This is a genomic window from Klebsiella sp. JB_Kp042, assembly GCF_040065275.1.
GTDB classification, from domain to species: domain Bacteria; phylum Pseudomonadota; class Gammaproteobacteria; order Enterobacterales; family Enterobacteriaceae; genus Klebsiella; species Klebsiella quasipneumoniae.
On record NZ_JBEAJL010000082.1, the window covers coordinates 88,119 to 104,351 of the forward strand.

Below are 16,233 nucleotides of genomic sequence, written 5' to 3' on the forward strand. Positions count from 1 at the left end.
CAAAAGGAGCGGAGTAGGGATGAGCAGAACCCGTAAAACGTTGGTTATCATCACAGGAACGATACTGTTGCTGATCGTTCTCTTTTTTATCGTGTTGGCCACCTTCGACTGGAACCGGCTGAAGCCGACGATTAATCAGAAAGTGTCTGCCGAGCTGAACCGCCCGTTCGCCATCCGCGGCGATCTCGGCGTGGTCTGGGAGCGGCAGCCGGAGGAGCGCGGCTGGCGCAGCTGGATCCCGTGGCCCCATGTGCACGCGGAAAATATCGTGCTGGGCAACCCGCCGGCCATTCCCCAGGTGACCATGATCCACCTGCCGCGGGTGGAGGCGACCCTCGCCCCGCTGGCGCTGCTGAGCAAAACGGTGTATCTGCCGTGGATCAAGCTGGAACAGCCCGACGTGCGGCTGATCCGCCTGGCGGAAGACAACAATAACTGGACCTTTCAGCTGGCTGGCGATCAGCGTGCCGCGGGGGACAGCGCCCCCTCCAGCTGGTCTTTCCGCCTCGATAACATTCTCTTCGATCGCGGGACTATCGCCATTGATGACAAGATCACCCGCAGCGATATCACCATCCTCGTCGATCCCCTCGGCAAACCGCTGCCGTTCAGCGAAGTCACTGGCACGAAGGATCGGCATAGCGCGGCGAAACCAGGCGACTACGTCTTTGGCCTGTCGCTGAAGGGCCGCTATAAGGACCAGCCGGTCACCGGCAACGGTAAAATCGGCGGCATGCTGGCTCTGCGCAGCGCAAGCACGCCTTTCCCGCTGCAGGGCGACTTCCGCTCCGGCAATACGCGGGTGGCGTTCAGCGGCACGGTCAGCGATCCGCTCAACGTCGGCGGCATTGACCTGCGGCTGAAATTCGCCGGCGATTCGCTGCGCGATCTCTACGACCTGACCGGCGTGCTGCTGCCGGAGACGCCGTCGTTCTCCACCGACGGCCGTCTGCGCGCCGACTTTAAGCAGAAAAACAGCATGCGCTTTGACTATCAGAATTTTAACGGCCGGATCGGCGATAGCGACATTCATGGTTCCCTGACCTATACCACTGGCAAACCGCGGCCGAAGCTCAGCGGCGACATGGAGTCGAAGCAGCTGCGGCTGGCGGATCTCGGGCCGTTAATCGGCGTCGACTCCGGCAAAGGGACGAAGAAAAGCGCTGCGCGCCAGGCGGGCGATCGGCCGCAGCCGGCGGGTAAAGTGCTGCCGGCGGACCGCTTTGAAACCGATAAATGGCAGGTGATGGATGCCGATGTACGCTTTAAGGGCCGGAGAATTGAGCACGGCGGTACGCTGCCGATCAGCGATCTGGCGACCCACGTGATCCTGGAGGATGGCGACCTGCGCCTGCAGCCGGTGCGCTTTGGCCTGGCCAACGGGTCGATTGCCGGCAGCGTGCACCTGCAGGGCGATAAAAAGCCGCTGCAGGGTGAGGCCAATCTGCAGGCGCGGCGCCTGAAGCTGAAGGCGCTGATGCCGAACGTCGAGATGATGCAGAAAACCCTCGGCGAGATGAATGGCGACGTTCAGCTGCGCGGCAGCGGCAACTCGGTGGCGGCCCTGCTCGGCAACAGCAACGGCAACCTGAAGCTGCTGATGAATGACGGCCTGATCAGTCGCAACCTGATGGAAATTCTCGGCCTTAACGTCGGCAACTACCTGATCGGCCAGATTTTTGGCGATGAGGAGGTTCGGGTGAACTGCGCGGCGGCCAATATCGACGTGACCAACGGCGTCGCCCGGCCGCAGATTTTTGCCTTCGATACGGAAAACGCGCTGATCAATGTGACCGGGACCGCCAGCTTCGCCTCCGAGCAGCTGGACCTGACCATCGATCCGGAAAGCAAAGGCTTTCGGGTGATCACTCTGCGTTCCCCGCTGTATGTTCGCGGCACCTTTAAATCGCCGCAGGCGGGGGTGAAGGCCGGGCCGCTGATTGTCCGCGGCGCGGTAGCGGCGGCCCTGGCAACCCTGGTGACGCCGGCTGCCGCGCTGCTGGCGCTGATATCCCCGGCGGAGGGCGATAGCAACCAGTGCCGGACCATATTGTCGCAGATGAAAAAGTAGGGGAGAGCCCTGACGCCAGCGGCGTCAGGGCGAAGGATCACAACGACTGGTGGCGGGTCTCGTGGGTCAGCAGCAGGGCGATCAGCGTCAGCGCCGCCATCGCCGCCAGATAGGTGCCGACCGCCGCGAGGCCATAGTTGCCCTGCAGCCAGGCGGCAATGTACGGCGCGACCGAGGCGCCGAGGATCGACGACACGTTATAGGAGAACGACGCCCCGGTGTAGCGCACTTCCGTCGGGAACAGCTCCGGCAGCAGCGCGCCCATCGGGCCAAAGGTCAGTCCCATCAGGCTTAAGCCCAACAGCAGGAAGGCAAAGACCAGCAGCGGGTTACCGGAACCCAGCAGCGGTTTAAAGGCGAACAGGGCGAACAAAATAATCATCGTGGTGATGATAATCATGCTCTTACGACGACCAAAGGCGTCCGCCAGCAGGCCGGCGATCGGCACCATCACGCCAAAGCCAATCACCGCCATCATCAGCATCCACAGTACTTCGTTACGCGGCAGGCCCAGGCCATTCGGCGCCGCGCCGGTGCTGAAGGTCATCGAGTAGACGGTCATGATGTAGAACAGGGTATAGGTTGCCAGCATGATGAAGGTGCCCAGCACCGTCACGCGGACGTGTTTGGTCAACAGGGTACCCAGCGGGATTTTGACCTGTTTTTTCGCCGCCGCCACTTTGGCGAAGACCGGGGTCTCATGCAGCGAAACGCGAACATACAGACCGATGATCACCAGCACCGCGGAGAAGATAAACGGCACGCGCCAGCCCCACTCCATAAACTGCTGATCGGTTAACAGCCAGGAGAGCAGCAGGAAGGTGCCGTTGGCGAAGAAGAAGCCGATCGGCGCGCCCAGCTGCGGGAAGGAGCCATACAGGGCGCGCTTGCGCGCCGGGGCGTTTTCCGTTGCCAGCAGCGCTGCGCCGCCCCACTCCCCTCCGAGGCCAAGTCCCTGACCGAAGCGCGCCAGCGCCAGCAGCATCGGCGCGACAATGCCAATGCTTTCATAGCCGGGCAGCAGGCCGATCACCACAGTGGAGATCCCCATGGTTAACAGCGAGGCCACCAGGGTGACCTTCCGGCCGACGCGATCGCCGAAGTGGCCAAACAGCGCGGAGCCGATTGGCCGGGCGACGAAGGCGATGGCGAAGGTGGCCAGCGACTGCAGGGTGGCCGCGGCGGCATCGCCCTGCGGGAAGAAGATATGCGGGAAGACGATGACCGCGGCAGTGGCATAGATGTAGAAGTCGAAAAACTCAATGGCGGTGCCAATGAGCGAGGCGACAACGACTTTATTGCGTGAGTTGACCGGGGCGGTTTCCTGCGTGTTTTCGAGTGTGGTGGCTGTGGCTTGCATAGATCTTTCTTATTTTTGCGCGAACGAAAAGCCATATAGCCACAGCCACCGGGACATTTCAATCTGTAACAAACGCGGAAAATGAGCAAAAAAGAGGCAAAAAGCGGATAATTTTTACGCCAGAAAAAATAGTTCTATGAAATGCTTCACACAATTAAAAAGATAGAGAATAAAACCAGTTTTTCGTTAAATAAAAGTTACGTCCTGGATTTATCTGCTGAAATCAAGCGCGAGGATGAATTTTGCCTCTTTTATTCATCCTCGCAATACCTCAGCGGTGGGTTTTGCCCGGCATCCGCCGGTCGTCTTTATACTCCGCGGTGGCGATCCACGCGGCGCAGAACAGCGTCAGGCGGGCAAAGAAATAGAAAAAGGCCATCAGCCCCAGCACCGATCCGAACGCTGCCCCGGAAGGGGATTTCACCAGCGCCGGCAGCGTCCAGGTCATGACGATTTTGATGATTTCAAAGCCAATCGCCGCGATAAGCGTGCCGCGAAACAGGGCTTTGCGCCGCGGACGGTGGCGCGGCAGCCGCCAGAAGATCCAGAAAAAGAGCAGATAGTTGGCAAAAATCGAGATGGCGAGACCGATCAGCCGCCAGGCGGGTTTCAGCCATTCAATATTGTCCAGATACAGCGCGGAGATAATCAACTGCTGGGCGGAACCGGCGACAGAGGTGATCGACAGCGTAATAATCAGCGCCACCAGCAGACCGATCAGCGAGATAAGATCGCGGAAGTATTTTATCCAGATTTTCTCCTCGTCCTGCGGCCGGCGCTCCCAGACGTCGCGCGACTGAGCGCGGATCGCTTCGCGCAGGTTGCCCATCCAGTTAATACCGGAATAGAGCGCCACCAGCAGGCCGACGAGGCCGACGGCGGTGCGCTGCTGCACCGCGGTGTTGATGGTGTTTTTCAGCGTCGCCGCCAGCGTCGGGTCGCTGACGTTTTGCAGAATTTTGTCGAAAATGTCCTGCAGCAGGGTCGGATGCCAGGCCAGCACGAAGCCGGCGGCGGCAAACGAGACCATCAGGATCGGGATCATCGACAGGAACGAGAAGTAGGTGATGGCCGCGCCGAACTGATTGCCCAGCCGGTCGTTGAAGCGCTCTGCGGCGCGTATCAGGTGGGCGATCACCGGGTTGCGCTGCACTTTGGCCGCCGTTCCGGTGACGGTCTTCAGCGCCTGGCTGGCTTTTTGCCCGACGGCCGTGTCATTGAGAGCGTCGAGGGGGCTTTTGTTTTTCTCCGGCTGCGTGTCCGGTTCCTGTGGGGGGCGTCGATCGTCGTTTTCCGGCGTCATACGTGATTTCTTCCTTTTTTACCGCGAGATTCAGCAAAAAGTATACCTTAAATGCCGTATCCTGCAGGAACGCATCTGCCCGCCCCCCGTTCACCCTCCGCGCGGATCAATCGACGTAATCTTTCATCAGCCCGCCCAGCCACTCCATAAACAGATGCACGCGGCGGGAGAGATTGCGCCGGTGCGGGTAGATAAGCGAGACCGGCAGCGGCTCAGCGCGGTACTGGGGCAGGATCTCAATCAGTTCGCCGGCGCGTAACGCCTCGCGCACGCCGGTGCGTGGCACCTGAATAATTCCCAGCCCGGCGATACAGGCCGCCTGATAGGTTTCCGTGCTGTTGACCGTCAATATGCCGCCGCTTTTTACCCAGCGCACGGCGCCGTCGATCACCACCTCGAAGCCGGAAGGACGGACCCCGAGGGTGCTGGCGTAGTGGATCAGGGCATGATCCGCCAGATCCTCCAGGGATTGCGGGTAGCCAAAACGGGTCAGGTAGTCCGGGCTGGCGCAGTTAATTTGCGTCAGCTTGCCCAGCGGGCGGGCGATAAGCCCGGAGTCTTTGAGCGCGCCGACGCGCACCACGCAGTCAAACCCCTCGCGGATCACGTCCACCAGCCGGTCGCTGCTGCTCAGCTCCAGTTCGATGCCCGGATACTGCTGCAAAAAAGCCGGCAGGTGCGGGATCACCAGCTTTTTGGCAAAACCGACCGGCATATCCACCCGCAGCCGGCCGCTGATGCTCGCCGGATCGTGCTGGAACATACCGTCCAGTTCGTCGAGGTTGCTCAGCAGATCCTTCGCCCGCTCGTAGTAGACCATTCCATCCTGGGTGAGCTGAACCCGGCGGGTGGTGCGGTGCAGGAGCCGCACGCCAAGATGGCTTTCCAGAGCCTGAATCTGCCGCGAGACGCTGCCTTTCGGCAGCGCCAGGGTCTCGGCGGCGCGGGAGAAACTCTCCAGATCCGCTACGCGAATGAATAACTGCATTGCATGAATTTTATCCATGCCGATGGCCTATTGTTGTTGTGAATGAAACAGTAAAACGTAATGTAGCGTATTTATTGTTTCACTGGCAGTTAATAAGCTGGAACACAATCACAACGCAACCTGAAAGGGGTCTTCTGATGACACAACGTATCGCTTTAGTGACCGGCGGCAGCCGCGGTCTGGGTAAAAACGCCGCGTTGAAGCTGGCGGCGAAGGGAACCGACATTCTTCTGACCTATCACAGCAACCGCCAGGCGGCGCTCGAGGTGGTGGCGGAGATTGAGCAAAAAGGGGTGAAGGCGGCAGCATTGGCGCTGAACGTCGGCGATCCTTCAACATTCGACGCTTTCGCCAGCGAGGTGGCGCAGGTGCTGGCGCAGAAGTGGGGACGCACCACCTTTGATTATTTACTGAACAACGCCGGGATCGGCCTCAACGTCCCCTTCGCCGAGACCAGCGAAGCGCAGTTTGACGAGCTGATGAACATCCAGTTCAAAGGCCCGTTTTTCCTGACCCAGCGGCTGCTGCCCCTCCTGCAGGACGGGGGGCGCATCCTCAACGTTTCCAGCGGCCTGGCGCGCTTTGCCCTGCCGGGCTATGCGGCCTACGCCGCGATGAAGGGGGCGATGGAGGTTCTGACCCGCTATCAGGCGAAAGAGCTGGGCGGACGGGGGATATCGGTGAACATCATCGCGCCGGGGGCCATTGAGACCGACTTTGGCGGCGGGGTGGTGCGCGATAACGCCGAGGTGAATCGGCATATCGCCGCCCAGACCGCGCTGGGGCGCGTCGGGCTACCGGATGATATCGGCGACGCCATCGCCGCCCTGCTCAGCGATGAGCTGGCGTGGATGAACGCGCAGCGCGTGGAAGTCTCGGGAGGGATGTTCCTCTGAACCCCGCTGTCGTCAGACCGTGAGCGGCGGTGCGCTAGGGCGCATCGCCCTCCGCGCGCAGCCGACCAAACAGCCAGTCGTTGTGCCAGCGCCCGTTGAGCCAGTAGTTCTCACGCAGCTCCCCCTCCAGCCGGAAGCCGGCTTTGAGCAGTAACTGCTTGGACGCCTCGTTGCCGGCGGTGACGCTGGCGGTCAGGCGGCGGACGCCGCCGGTGGTGAAGGCGTAGTCGCACAGCGCGCGCAGCGATTCGTAGCCGTAGCCACGACCCTGCGCCGCCGGAGCGAAGAGAAAGCCGACCTCGGCAATGTCGCGCTGATGATGTTGGTAACCGGTGAGGCCGAGCGGGGTATGGGTCAGCCTGTCGCGCACCACCAGGCACAGCCAGTGTTCATCCCCGGGCGTCCACGGCGGCAGCCGCGAATCGAACGCCTCGCGGATGGCCGCCTGCGGCCTGGGGTCGGCCACGTAAAGCATGACCTGCGGATCCTGCTGCAGGGAAAGAAAAAACGACCAGTCGTCCAGCTGCAGCGGTGAGCAGCGCAGGCGCGGCGTCAGAAGTTCAGGCATAAGCGTCATTCCGGGCAGGGCGAATCCTCTGAACATAGCAGGAGAAGGCCGCCGGGAACAGCCCGACTAGGTTGGCTCGCCGTAGAGGCCAATCAGCCGGCGCACGACGCCGTTGGTCCAGCCGAAGCCATCCTGCAGGGGATACTCCCCGCCGCCGCCCTCATGCGGAACGCCGGTGGCGATGTGGTATTTCTCAATCAGCTTGTGGTGCTGCTTGTAGAAGTGGTTGACCGTCTGCAGCCAGCTCCAGGCGATCTCATCGCCCAGCGGATCCTGGCCGTAGCGTTTAAATCCCTGCACCGCCATCCACTGCAGCGGCGCCCAGCCGTTGGGTTTATCCCACTGCTCGCCGCTCTCGTATTCGGTGGCCATGATCCCGCCGGGGGTGAGCAGGCGGGCCCGCACCGCATCGGCAAGGCGTTCCGCCTGTTCGTGGGTCGCCAGGCCGACGTAAAGGGTGACAATGCTGGCGGCGGAAAACAGCGCCAGCTGTTCGCGGCGCCAGTCATAATCGCGAAAACAGCCGTTCTCATCGTCCCACAGATAGCGGTTAACCGCCGCCCGCCGATCCTGAGCCTTCTGGCGGAAGGCTGCTTCCGTCTCGCGATCGCCCTTCAGGCCGGAGAGGTTGGCGATGGTCGTCTCCAGCTTGAACAGGAAGGCGTTCAGGTCGATGGGGATAAACTGCGTGGTGCGGATACTGGCCAGTCGCGTGATATCCCGCAGCCAGCGGCTGGAGTAGTCCCAGCCGGACGCGGCGCCCGCCCGCAGGTCGCGGTAGACTTCATTGGCCGGCCGTCCGGAGTGTCGGGCGGTCTCCACGTCCTCGCGCCATGATTCATCCCGCGGCGTGTCCCGGTCGTCCCAGTAGCGATTGAGCAGGGAGCCATCCGGCATGCGCACCACGTGCCGATACGCCTGATGCGGGATCAGCGACTCGGCGCCGTCCATCCAGAAGGCATGCTCCATCTTCAGATGATCCAGATAGCGCTTCGCGCCGCGCACGCCGTCCTCTTCAAAGAGTTCGACCATCAGGGCGAACACCGGGGGCTGCGAGCGGCTGAGGTAGTAGGTGCGGTTGCCGTTCGGAATGTGACCGTAGGTTTCAATCAGCCAGGCGAAGTTATCGGCCATGCATTTCAGCAGATCTTCCCGGCCGCTCTCCGCCAGCCCCAGCATGGTGAAATAAGAGTCCCAGTAATAGGTTTCGCTAAAGCGACCGCCGGGCACGATATAGGCCTGCGGCAGCGCCAGCAGCGATGACCAGGGGATATGATCCTGAGGCTCGCGGGTCAACACCGGCCATAGTTTATCGATATGCTCTTTCAGCGTCAGGCTGGGGTCGGAGGTGTAGACGTCGGTATGGCTCTCCGGCAGCCAGAAATTATCCTCAACGAACTGCCGCAGGTCGAAATCGGGCTGGCGTTTGACCTTCCGGTAGTTCCGCAGGATGTCCAGCGGGTCGTGTTTCGGCGCGCAGTCGGGAAAAGTTTTGCTGTCGGCAAAAATGCGTGATTTCTGCACGTTGGTAAACAGCTCAAGATAGCGATCCGCCGGGGTGAGGGCATCGGAGGCCGGAAGCCCCTCGATCACCTCAGGCTCCGGTTCAGCGTCAATCATCTCATCCAGCTTTAATTCGTACGGATCGGCTTCGTAGCAGGGATCGATGTCGATCCTTAACTCGTCGTCTTCAACGTGGCGTAATTTCTGGCTGAACATAGCGATACGGACCTCCGGATAGCGTGAGTTCGCGGCCGGGCGTACCCGGCCTTGTCATTTAAGCGTAGACAGTCGCTTCGGTGAGTGTGAAGTAAACTGTGCGTTAGATCACGCTTTTTCGCCTGCAGGGGACGCGGTGATTTCTAATTAACACATTGATAAATAATTAATAAGTCCGCGATTAGGTGAAGATAAAATTCGGAGCATTCATTATGCAACAAAATTTTATCCCGGCGCGCTCACTCCCACGCCGCCTCCAGCATCTTCAGCAGCTGTTCGCTGCTCAGGCTGACCGGATTAGCCTTCATCGACGAGGAGGTGCTGGCGGCCAGCGCCGCCGGCTCCAGGGCGTCGCGCGCCACGCCGAGGTCGCGCAGGGTGCCGAGACCGGCGCGATGGCTCCATTCCCGCAGGCTGTCCCAGACCCGATCCGCCGGGACCTCCAGCCCCTCGGCCAGCCAGCGGCGAACGTCGTTGAAGCGCTGGCGCAGGGCGGGGTCGTTTATCTGCGACTCATTCAGCGCCAGCCCAAACGGCAGCAGGCTGCCGCATAAGGCGCCGTGCGAGGCGCGGCTCAGGCCGCCCAGCGGGCCGGCGAGGCCGTGGATCACCCCCAGCCCGGCGTTCGCCAGCGCCACTCCGCCGCACAGGCTGACCCAAGCCATCTCGTCGCGGCTGGCCGGGCACTCTTTTTCCATCAGAACCTTCAGCGCGCGGATGCCGCGCGGGATCGCCTGCTGACAGAGGGCGTCGGTGAAAGGGGTGGCCCGGCTGCAGAGCCAGGGCTCGATCACCTGGGTCAGGGCGTCGAGGCCGGAGCTCAGGGTGATGCTGCGCGGCGCGTTGTCGGTTAGCGCCGGGTCGACAATGGCCAGGTCAGGCAGCATCCGGTCGTCGCGCAGGCTCACTTTCCGCTGCTGTTCCACGACGTTGATCACCGCATTTTTAGTGACTTCCGCGCCTGTGCCCGCGGTGGTGGGGATCGCCACGAACGGCAGCGGGCTGGCTTCCAGCTGACGGCCGGTTCCCACGACTTCCAGATAGTCGACCAGCGGGCCGGTGGCGGGCGCCAGCGCCGCAATCGCTTTACCGGCGTCAATCACCGCGCCGCCGCCGAGGCTAACCACTGCCCTGATCCCTTTCTCGCGCGCCAGCTGGACGCCCTGCTCAATATCGATAAGCCAGGGTTCGCGGCTTATCGCCAGCGTCGTGACCGCCAGCTGCAGCGCCTCCAGCTGATGGCGGAGAAACGCCGCCCGCTGCGGGCTGGCGCCATGCACCAGCAGAACTGGACCGCCCTGCTGCGCCAGCCAGGGGGCGGCGCTCTGGGCCTGACCGCGGCCAAAACGAATATTTTCAGGCATCAAAACGGTAAAAGGGGTCAACATGTCGGGTTCCTTTTCGGCAAACAGGCTGGAATCAACTATACACATTATCCAGCGCTCTGCCTTGTTGCTGGCTGGCAATAGAGTAGAGTGAATGAACTCTCTTTTATGGCTGAGGAATCGCTGACGATGCTAACAATTCTGGGCAAACGCTCTTCAATCAATGTACGGAAAGTGCTGTGGACCTGCGAGGAGATCGGGCTGGCGTACCAGCAGGAGGATTACGGCAGCGGGTTTAAGCCCCTGGACACCCCCGAATTTCAGCGCCTGAATCCTAACAGCCTGGTGCCGGTGCTGCTGGACGATGACTTTGTGCTCTGGGAGTCGAACAGTATCTGCCGCTATCTGGCGCGAAAAGCGGAGCGCTGGGATCTGCTGCCCGCCGGGCCGCAGCCCGCCGCCGAGGTGGAGCACTGGATGGACTGGCAGGCGACCGAGTTCAATAATGCCTGGCGCCATGCTTTTATGGGGCTGGTGCGTAAAGATCCCCGCTTTCAGGATCCGGCGGCGATTAAAGAGAGCATTGCCGCCTGGACCCACTGCGTGCGCATTGTCGAAGCGCAGCTGCAGCGGACCGGGGCGTGGGTCGCCGGCGAGCGCTTCACCCTGGCTGATATTGTGCTGGGCCTGTCGGTGCATCGCTGGAAGATGACGCCCTTTGCCCATCCGGAAATGCCGGCCGTGGAGCGCTGGTATATGGCGCTCAATCAGCGCCCGGCGTTTATGCGCCATGGAAATAACGGCGTGGCGTAGCGAACGGGCCAGGGCCTTATCGATTTTTCAGCGTATTCGCTTTGCACTGGCGGGGTAATGCCGCTACGATCCCGCGTCTGTTTTTTTATCCCATCCCAAATAACGTGTGGCAGGCAGGTGCAGTTTGAAAAAACGGTTAGGCCTTGTGCTACTGGCATTACTGTTGATTTCAGGCTGTTCCGGCACGCTGTCGCAAATGAGCCCGCCCAGCAATGAAACCAGTCTGACAGGGCGCAACGGTCAGCGGCTTTCCGTCGATGATTATGTCAGGCATTACATGCGCGAGAAGCAGGTCAGCGGCATGGTGGTGGCAATTATTCATCATAACGGCCCGGCGGAGTTTCACTGCTTCGGCGTGACCGATGACCAACATCGCTACCCGATAACCCCGCATACGCTGTTTGCCCTCGGCTCGCTGAGCAAAGGGGTTACCGCCGAAGTGGTCACGATGCTGGTGAACGAAGGCCGTTTCCACTGGCACGACACGCTGCAGACCCTGCTGCCGCCGGGTACCGCGCTGAGTGAGGATGCCCGTAAGATAACCTTGCTGCAGCTGGTGACGCATACCTCAGGGCTGCCGCGGCAACCGATGAATATGCTGTCGCTTGAGCACCTGCTGGCCTATCTCAACGATGGCGAGAACTTCTACCATGAGCTCGATGCCGATGGCGTACTGAGTTATCTGCAGCATTTCCAGGCCCCGGCGGAACCGGCGCCGAGTTACTCCAACCTCGGCTACGCGATCCTCGGCTATCTTCTCCAGTACCAGACTGGCGAATCGATTGAGACGCTGGCCTCGCGGATGATCTTCCGCCCGCTGGCGATGGGGAACACCAGCTTCCTGCCGCAAACGCTGCGTGATTATCCGTGGCGGGCGCTGGGCCATGCTGGCGATCAGCCGAAGTTTAAACCCCGCGGCGCGCTGACGCCGGACTGGCAGTTCCGTCATAACATGGTCGGCGCGGCGAGTTTGTACAGCGACGCCGGGGATCTGATTCACTATGCCCGCGCCCACTTCGCGCCCACCGGTCAGGCGGCGCTGGACCAGGCGTTCCGCGACGTTAGCGTCGACTATTATCCGCGACGGATTGAAGCGGCGAATATCGCCTGGGTAACAGACACGTTCGGCGAGCAGCAATTAACCTATCAGGTGGGGTACATCGGCGGCTATTCGAGCTATATCGGTTTTGATAAAGCGAATCAGAATGCGGTGGTGGTGCTGCAAAACAGCTTTAACTGGAGCAATTATATCGGCCACCAGATCCTGCGTCACCTGGCGGCGCAATAAAAAAGCCCCGTCCGGAGACGGGGCTGCGCGCCTTAGCGCATGGTGACAAACTCTTCTGCCGCCGTTGGGTGAATAGCGACGGTGTTGTCGAAGTCTTTTTTGGTGGCGCCCATCTTCAACGCCACCGCAAAGCCCTGCAGCATCTCATCCATTCCGAAGCCGATGCCATGGATACCGACAATCTTCTCTTCCGGGCCGACGCACACCAGCTTCATGCGGCACGGCTGGCGGTGCGAGGTGACGGCGGTGTACATCGCGGTGAAGGAGGATTTGTAGACCTTCACGGCGTCGTCGCCATACTGCTCGCGCGCCTGCGGCTCGGTTAAGCCGACGGTGCCGATAGGCGGGTGGCTGAAGACCACGGTCGGAATGTTGCTGTAGTCCAGATGCTCTTCCGGTTTGTTGTTAAACAGGCGTTCGGAGAGACGACGGCCTGCGGCCACGGCCACCGGGGTCAGCTCAACGGCGCCGGTGTTATCGCCCACGGCGTAGATGCCCGGCACGCTGGTGTTCTGGAACTTATCGACGACGATGTAGCCTTTATCGTCAGTTTTCACGCCGGTAGCCGCCAGGTTGAAGTTATCGGTCGCCGGTTCGCGGCCAATCGCCCAGATCAGGCAGTCAACGGTCTGGCTGCGGCCATCTTCCAGCTCAAGGGTCAGGCTGCCGTCGGCATGCTTCACCACCGCTTTCGGGATGGCGTTGGTATGCAGCTGCGGTCCTTCGGCGTTCATCACTTCCACCAGCGTTTCGACGATCAGCGGATCGAAGCTGCGCAGCGGCGCGTGCTTGCGCACGAACAGGTGGGTTTCAGCGCCGAGGCCGTTAATCACCCCCGCCAGCTCAACGGCGATGTAGCCCGCGCCGACCACCGCCACGCGCTTCGGCAGCGCCGGCAGTTCGAAGAAACCGTCGGAATCAATACCGTATTCCACGCCCGGAATGGTCGGGTGGCTCGGACGGCCGCCGGTGGCGATCAGGATATGATCGGCCGTAATGGTCTCGCCGTTCACTTCCACGGTGTGGGCATCGACAAAGCGCGCAAAGCCTTTAATCACGTCGACGTTGTTCTTACCCAGCACGTTGTCGTAGGAGGTATGAATGCGGTCGATATAGGCGCTGCGGCTGGCGACCAGCTTCTCCCAGTCGATATGGTTGATGGTGGTATCGAAACCGTAGTCCGGGCCGTAAAGATGAATCGCTTCGCGGATCTGCGCCGCATGCCACATCACTTTTTTCGGCACGCAGCCGACGTTGACGCAGGTGCCGCCCAGCGCTTTGGCTTCAATCAGCGCGCACTTTTGGCCGTACATGGCCGCACGGTTAATCGAGGCGATACCGCCGCTACCGCCGCCGATGGCGAGGTAATCATAATGTTTGCTCATGCCCATATGTCCTTAATCGTTGATTGCCGCGATTGTAACGCGAGGCGTAAAAGGTTCCACCGATGGTTGCGATTACTCCGGCACGATCCAGCTGACGGTCGTGTGACCTGTACCGGCCGGCACCAGCTTGCTGTGCAGCCACGGCAGCACATTGTTCATCTGCTGCTCCAGCTTCCACGGCGGGTTGATGACGATCATCCCGGAGGCGGTCATGCCGCGCTGGTCGCTGTCAGGACGTACCGCCAGCTCAATCTGCAGAATCTTGCGAATGCCAGTGGCTTCTAAGTCTTTGATCATGCGTTTGATCTGCGCGCGCAGCACCACCGGGTACCACAGCGCGTAGGTGCCGGTGGCGAAGCGTTTGTAGCCTTCGTTAATTCCGGTCACCACCGCCTGATAGTCGGTTTTAATTTCGTACGGCGGGTCGATCAGAATCAGACCGCGGCGCGAGACCGGCGGCAGTTTGGCTTTCAGCTGCTGGTAGCCATCGGCTTTATCGACGCGCGCGCGGCTGTCTTTCTGAAACTCGGCGCGCAGCAGCGGGAAGTCGCTCGGGTGCAGCTCGGTCATCTGCAGGCTGTCCTGCTCGCGCAGCAGCTGGCGGGCGATCAGCGGAGAACCCGGGTAGTAGCGCAGCTGGCCGTTACGGTTGAAGTGTTCGACCACCGAAATATAGGGCTCAAGCTCTGCCGGCAGGTCGTCCTGCTGCCAGATGCGGGCGATGCCTTCGAGGTACTCGCCGGTACGCTCGGCGTGCTCGCCGCTCAGCTGATAGCGGCCCGCGCCGGCGTGGGTGTCCAGGTAGAGAAACGGTTTTTCTTTCTCTTTCAGCGCTTCAATGATCAGGCTCTGAACGGTGTGTTTGAGGACGTCGGCGTGGTTGCCTGCGTGAAAGCTGTGGCGATAACTGAGCATGGATGCAGAGATTCCGGGAAATAAACAAGTTAACCGATAGTTTACCGCAGATCGGCCGAGATTACCGCTGCGCCGCCGCGCTGTTTCATTTCTGCCAAAAGCGTTGCAAAACATAACGCTGTCATAAAAGCGTCAAACGGCCGCGCTAGCGTCGGAGACAGGCAAGGTAATTGTTTGAATAAAAGGAAAAATAATGAAAAAGCAACTCTCGCTGCTGGCCGTCGCGCTGCTGCTGGCGCAACCGGTTCTGGCTAAAGACATCCCGCTGAACAGGGCGGCGGCCGTCGTCAATAGCGTGACGCTGGCTGCCTCCAGCCAGGCGTATGACGATCTTGAGCAACAGGCGCTGGCGCAGTTGCGCCACGCGCTGCAAGGGGATGCCGCGACGCTGACCCGCGATCGGCTGGCGCACACGAAACAAAACAAAACCCAGGCCGATACCGCCTGGCTGAAGGCCAGCGGCTACGACTTCCAGACCCGGGCAAACCAGCAGGCGGATATTGCGCTATTGTCGGCGTTCAGCAGTCTGCCGGAGACCGTCGTGAAGCAGAACCTGGCGACGGTGACCGCCATCAACCGCGACGCCGTACAGACCACCCGCCGTCAGGCGCTGGCCGATGCGCAAGGGATTAGCTACCTCTATTTCCTCAGCGACGCGCTGGGGCCTCGTCTGGGCAACGCGTTTCTGACCGCCTATGACCAGGGCGCGCTGGGGAAAGCGGCGGCGCTGATCAAAGCCTCGGAAGTCAGCACCGGCGAGGCGAAAAAGCACTTCCACAATCCGCGGCCGTTCCTGGTCCAGGGCAACACCATTCACCTGGTGCCGGACGACGTGGTGGTGAAGGATAACCAGCCCTATACCGCCGACGGCGGCTCGTTCCCCAGCGGCCACACCAACACTGGCTATACCGATGCGCTGCTGCTGGCGGCGATGATCCCGGAGCGCTACGACGCGCTGGTGGCGCGCGGCGCCCGCTATGGCTACTCGCGCATTGTGCTGGGCGTCCACTATCCGCTGGACGTGATCGGCTCGCGGATGGTGGCCGAGCGCAACGTGGCCCATTATCTTAACGATCCGCGCTACCGGGTATTATTTAACGAAGCCCGCGATCAGCTGCGCGCCGCGCTGGCGAAAGCCTGCGGTACGTCGCTTGCCGAGTGCGCGAAGAGCAGCGTGAAAGACGATCCATGGCGCGATCCGGCGATGCGTGATTTCACTCGTTTCGCCATGACCTACGACCTGCCGCGGCAGAAGGGTCCGCAGCCGCGCCTGCAGGCGCCGGAGGGGGCGGAAGTGCTGCTGGAGGCTGCCCTGCCGCAGCTGTCTGCGGCCCAGCGCCGGGCGCTGATGGTCAACACCGCGCTGCCGGCGGGCTACCCGCTGTCCGGCGCCACCCCCGAACAGCAGTTCTGGCAGCGGTTGAATCTGTCGGCGGCCTGGGAGATGGCGCAAAAAAGGCATTAATGCGGTTTCCGGCACGCTGCGCCGCGTGTCGCGCTTTTCCGGCAACGGGCGGACTTATCGCAGCAATACCCAGGCTGACGCACCGCCCGTCATTGAAATTCCCCCAACTATCCCCCATTCTAGATCTCATGCATAAG

The 16,233-nt window shown here is 61.3% G+C and carries 13 protein-coding genes; 5 read left to right on the plus strand and 8 right to left on the minus strand.

What is annotated here, in order from left to right:
• Nucleotides 1–19: 19 nt before the first annotated feature.
• Entirely contained in the window at nucleotides 20–2,071 is a 2,052-nt protein-coding gene (locus ABLV54_RS13635) for an AsmA family protein (RefSeq protein WP_050534345.1), read from the plus strand.
• A 37-nt stretch (nucleotides 2,072–2,108) separates the two neighbouring features.
• On the opposite strand, the gene ABLV54_RS13640 is transcribed toward ABLV54_RS13635, so the two are convergent.
• The 3 genes from ABLV54_RS13640 to ABLV54_RS13650 form a co-directional block, all read right to left on the minus strand.
• Nucleotides 2,109–3,431, minus strand: coding sequence for an MFS transporter (locus ABLV54_RS13640; RefSeq protein WP_017900001.1), 1,323 nt, complete (start codon nucleotides 3,429–3,431; stop codon nucleotides 2,109–2,111).
• 271 nt (nucleotides 3,432–3,702) lie between these two features.
• Nucleotides 3,703–4,734 (minus strand): inner membrane protein YhjD, encoded by a 1,032-nt coding sequence (gene yhjD, locus ABLV54_RS13645; RefSeq protein ID WP_012967097.1) that lies wholly within the window; start codon nucleotides 4,732–4,734, stop codon nucleotides 3,703–3,705.
• A gap of 106 nt (nucleotides 4,735–4,840) precedes the next feature.
• Nucleotides 4,841–5,740, minus strand: coding sequence for a LysR family transcriptional regulator (locus tag ABLV54_RS13650; protein ID WP_023291285.1), 900 nt, complete (start codon nucleotides 5,738–5,740; stop codon nucleotides 4,841–4,843).
• 119 nt (nucleotides 5,741–5,859) lie between these two features.
• On the opposite strand from ABLV54_RS13650, the gene ABLV54_RS13655 reads away from it, so the two are divergent.
• Nucleotides 5,860–6,618 carry an SDR family oxidoreductase gene (locus tag ABLV54_RS13655; RefSeq protein WP_023291284.1) on the plus strand — a complete coding sequence of 253 codons (759 nt, stop codon included), beginning with the start codon at nucleotides 5,860–5,862 and terminating at the stop codon, nucleotides 6,616–6,618.
• Nucleotides 6,619–6,652: 34 nt separating this feature from the next.
• On the opposite strand, the gene ABLV54_RS13660 is transcribed toward ABLV54_RS13655, so the two are convergent.
• The 3 genes from ABLV54_RS13660 to ABLV54_RS13670 all read right to left on the minus strand — a co-directional run bounded on the left by ABLV54_RS13660 (nucleotide 6,653) and on the right by ABLV54_RS13670 (nucleotide 10,293).
• The gene (locus ABLV54_RS13660; protein ID WP_023291283.1) at nucleotides 6,653–7,186 is read right to left on the minus strand and encodes a GNAT family protein; all 534 of its coding nucleotides are present in this window, start codon (nucleotides 7,184–7,186) and stop codon (nucleotides 6,653–6,655) included.
• Between the two features lie 66 nt (nucleotides 7,187–7,252).
• On the minus strand, nucleotides 7,253–8,905 hold the full coding sequence (locus tag ABLV54_RS13665) for an alpha,alpha-trehalase (RefSeq protein WP_023291282.1): 1,653 nt from the start codon (nucleotides 8,903–8,905) through the stop codon (nucleotides 7,253–7,255).
• A gap of 239 nt (nucleotides 8,906–9,144) precedes the next feature.
• Nucleotides 9,145–10,293, minus strand: a complete 1,149-nt coding sequence (locus tag ABLV54_RS13670; RefSeq protein ID WP_248861029.1) for an iron-containing alcohol dehydrogenase — start codon at nucleotides 10,291–10,293, stop codon at nucleotides 9,145–9,147.
• A gap of 126 nt (nucleotides 10,294–10,419) precedes the next feature.
• Here ABLV54_RS13670 and ABLV54_RS13675 point away from each other — a divergent pair, with 126 nt between their 5' ends.
• On the plus strand, nucleotides 10,420–11,043 hold the full coding sequence (locus ABLV54_RS13675; RefSeq protein ID WP_023291280.1) for a glutathione S-transferase: 624 nt from the start codon (nucleotides 10,420–10,422) through the stop codon (nucleotides 11,041–11,043).
• A 196-nt stretch (nucleotides 11,044–11,239) separates the two neighbouring features.
• Nucleotides 11,240–12,331 (plus strand): serine hydrolase domain-containing protein, encoded by a 1,092-nt coding sequence (locus tag ABLV54_RS13680; protein WP_065882861.1) that lies wholly within the window; start codon nucleotides 11,240–11,242, stop codon nucleotides 12,329–12,331.
• 32 nt (nucleotides 12,332–12,363) lie between these two features.
• On the opposite strand, the gene gorA is transcribed toward ABLV54_RS13680, so the two are convergent.
• Together gorA and ABLV54_RS13690 are read right to left on the minus strand one after the other, a co-directional pair.
• On the minus strand, nucleotides 12,364–13,716 hold the full coding sequence (gene gorA / locus ABLV54_RS13685) for a glutathione-disulfide reductase (RefSeq protein WP_050534347.1): 1,353 nt from the start codon (nucleotides 13,714–13,716) through the stop codon (nucleotides 12,364–12,366).
• A 72-nt stretch (nucleotides 13,717–13,788) separates the two neighbouring features.
• Nucleotides 13,789–14,631, minus strand: coding sequence for a 23S rRNA (adenine(2030)-N(6))-methyltransferase RlmJ (locus ABLV54_RS13690; protein ID WP_004204945.1), 843 nt, complete (start codon nucleotides 14,629–14,631; stop codon nucleotides 13,789–13,791).
• 193 nt (nucleotides 14,632–14,824) lie between these two features.
• On the opposite strand from ABLV54_RS13690, the gene ABLV54_RS13695 reads away from it, so the two are divergent.
• The gene (locus tag ABLV54_RS13695; protein ID WP_050534348.1) at nucleotides 14,825–16,096 is read left to right on the plus strand and encodes a phosphatase PAP2 family protein; all 1,272 of its coding nucleotides are present in this window, start codon (nucleotides 14,825–14,827) and stop codon (nucleotides 16,094–16,096) included.
• Nucleotides 16,097–16,233: the final 137 nt, after the last annotated feature.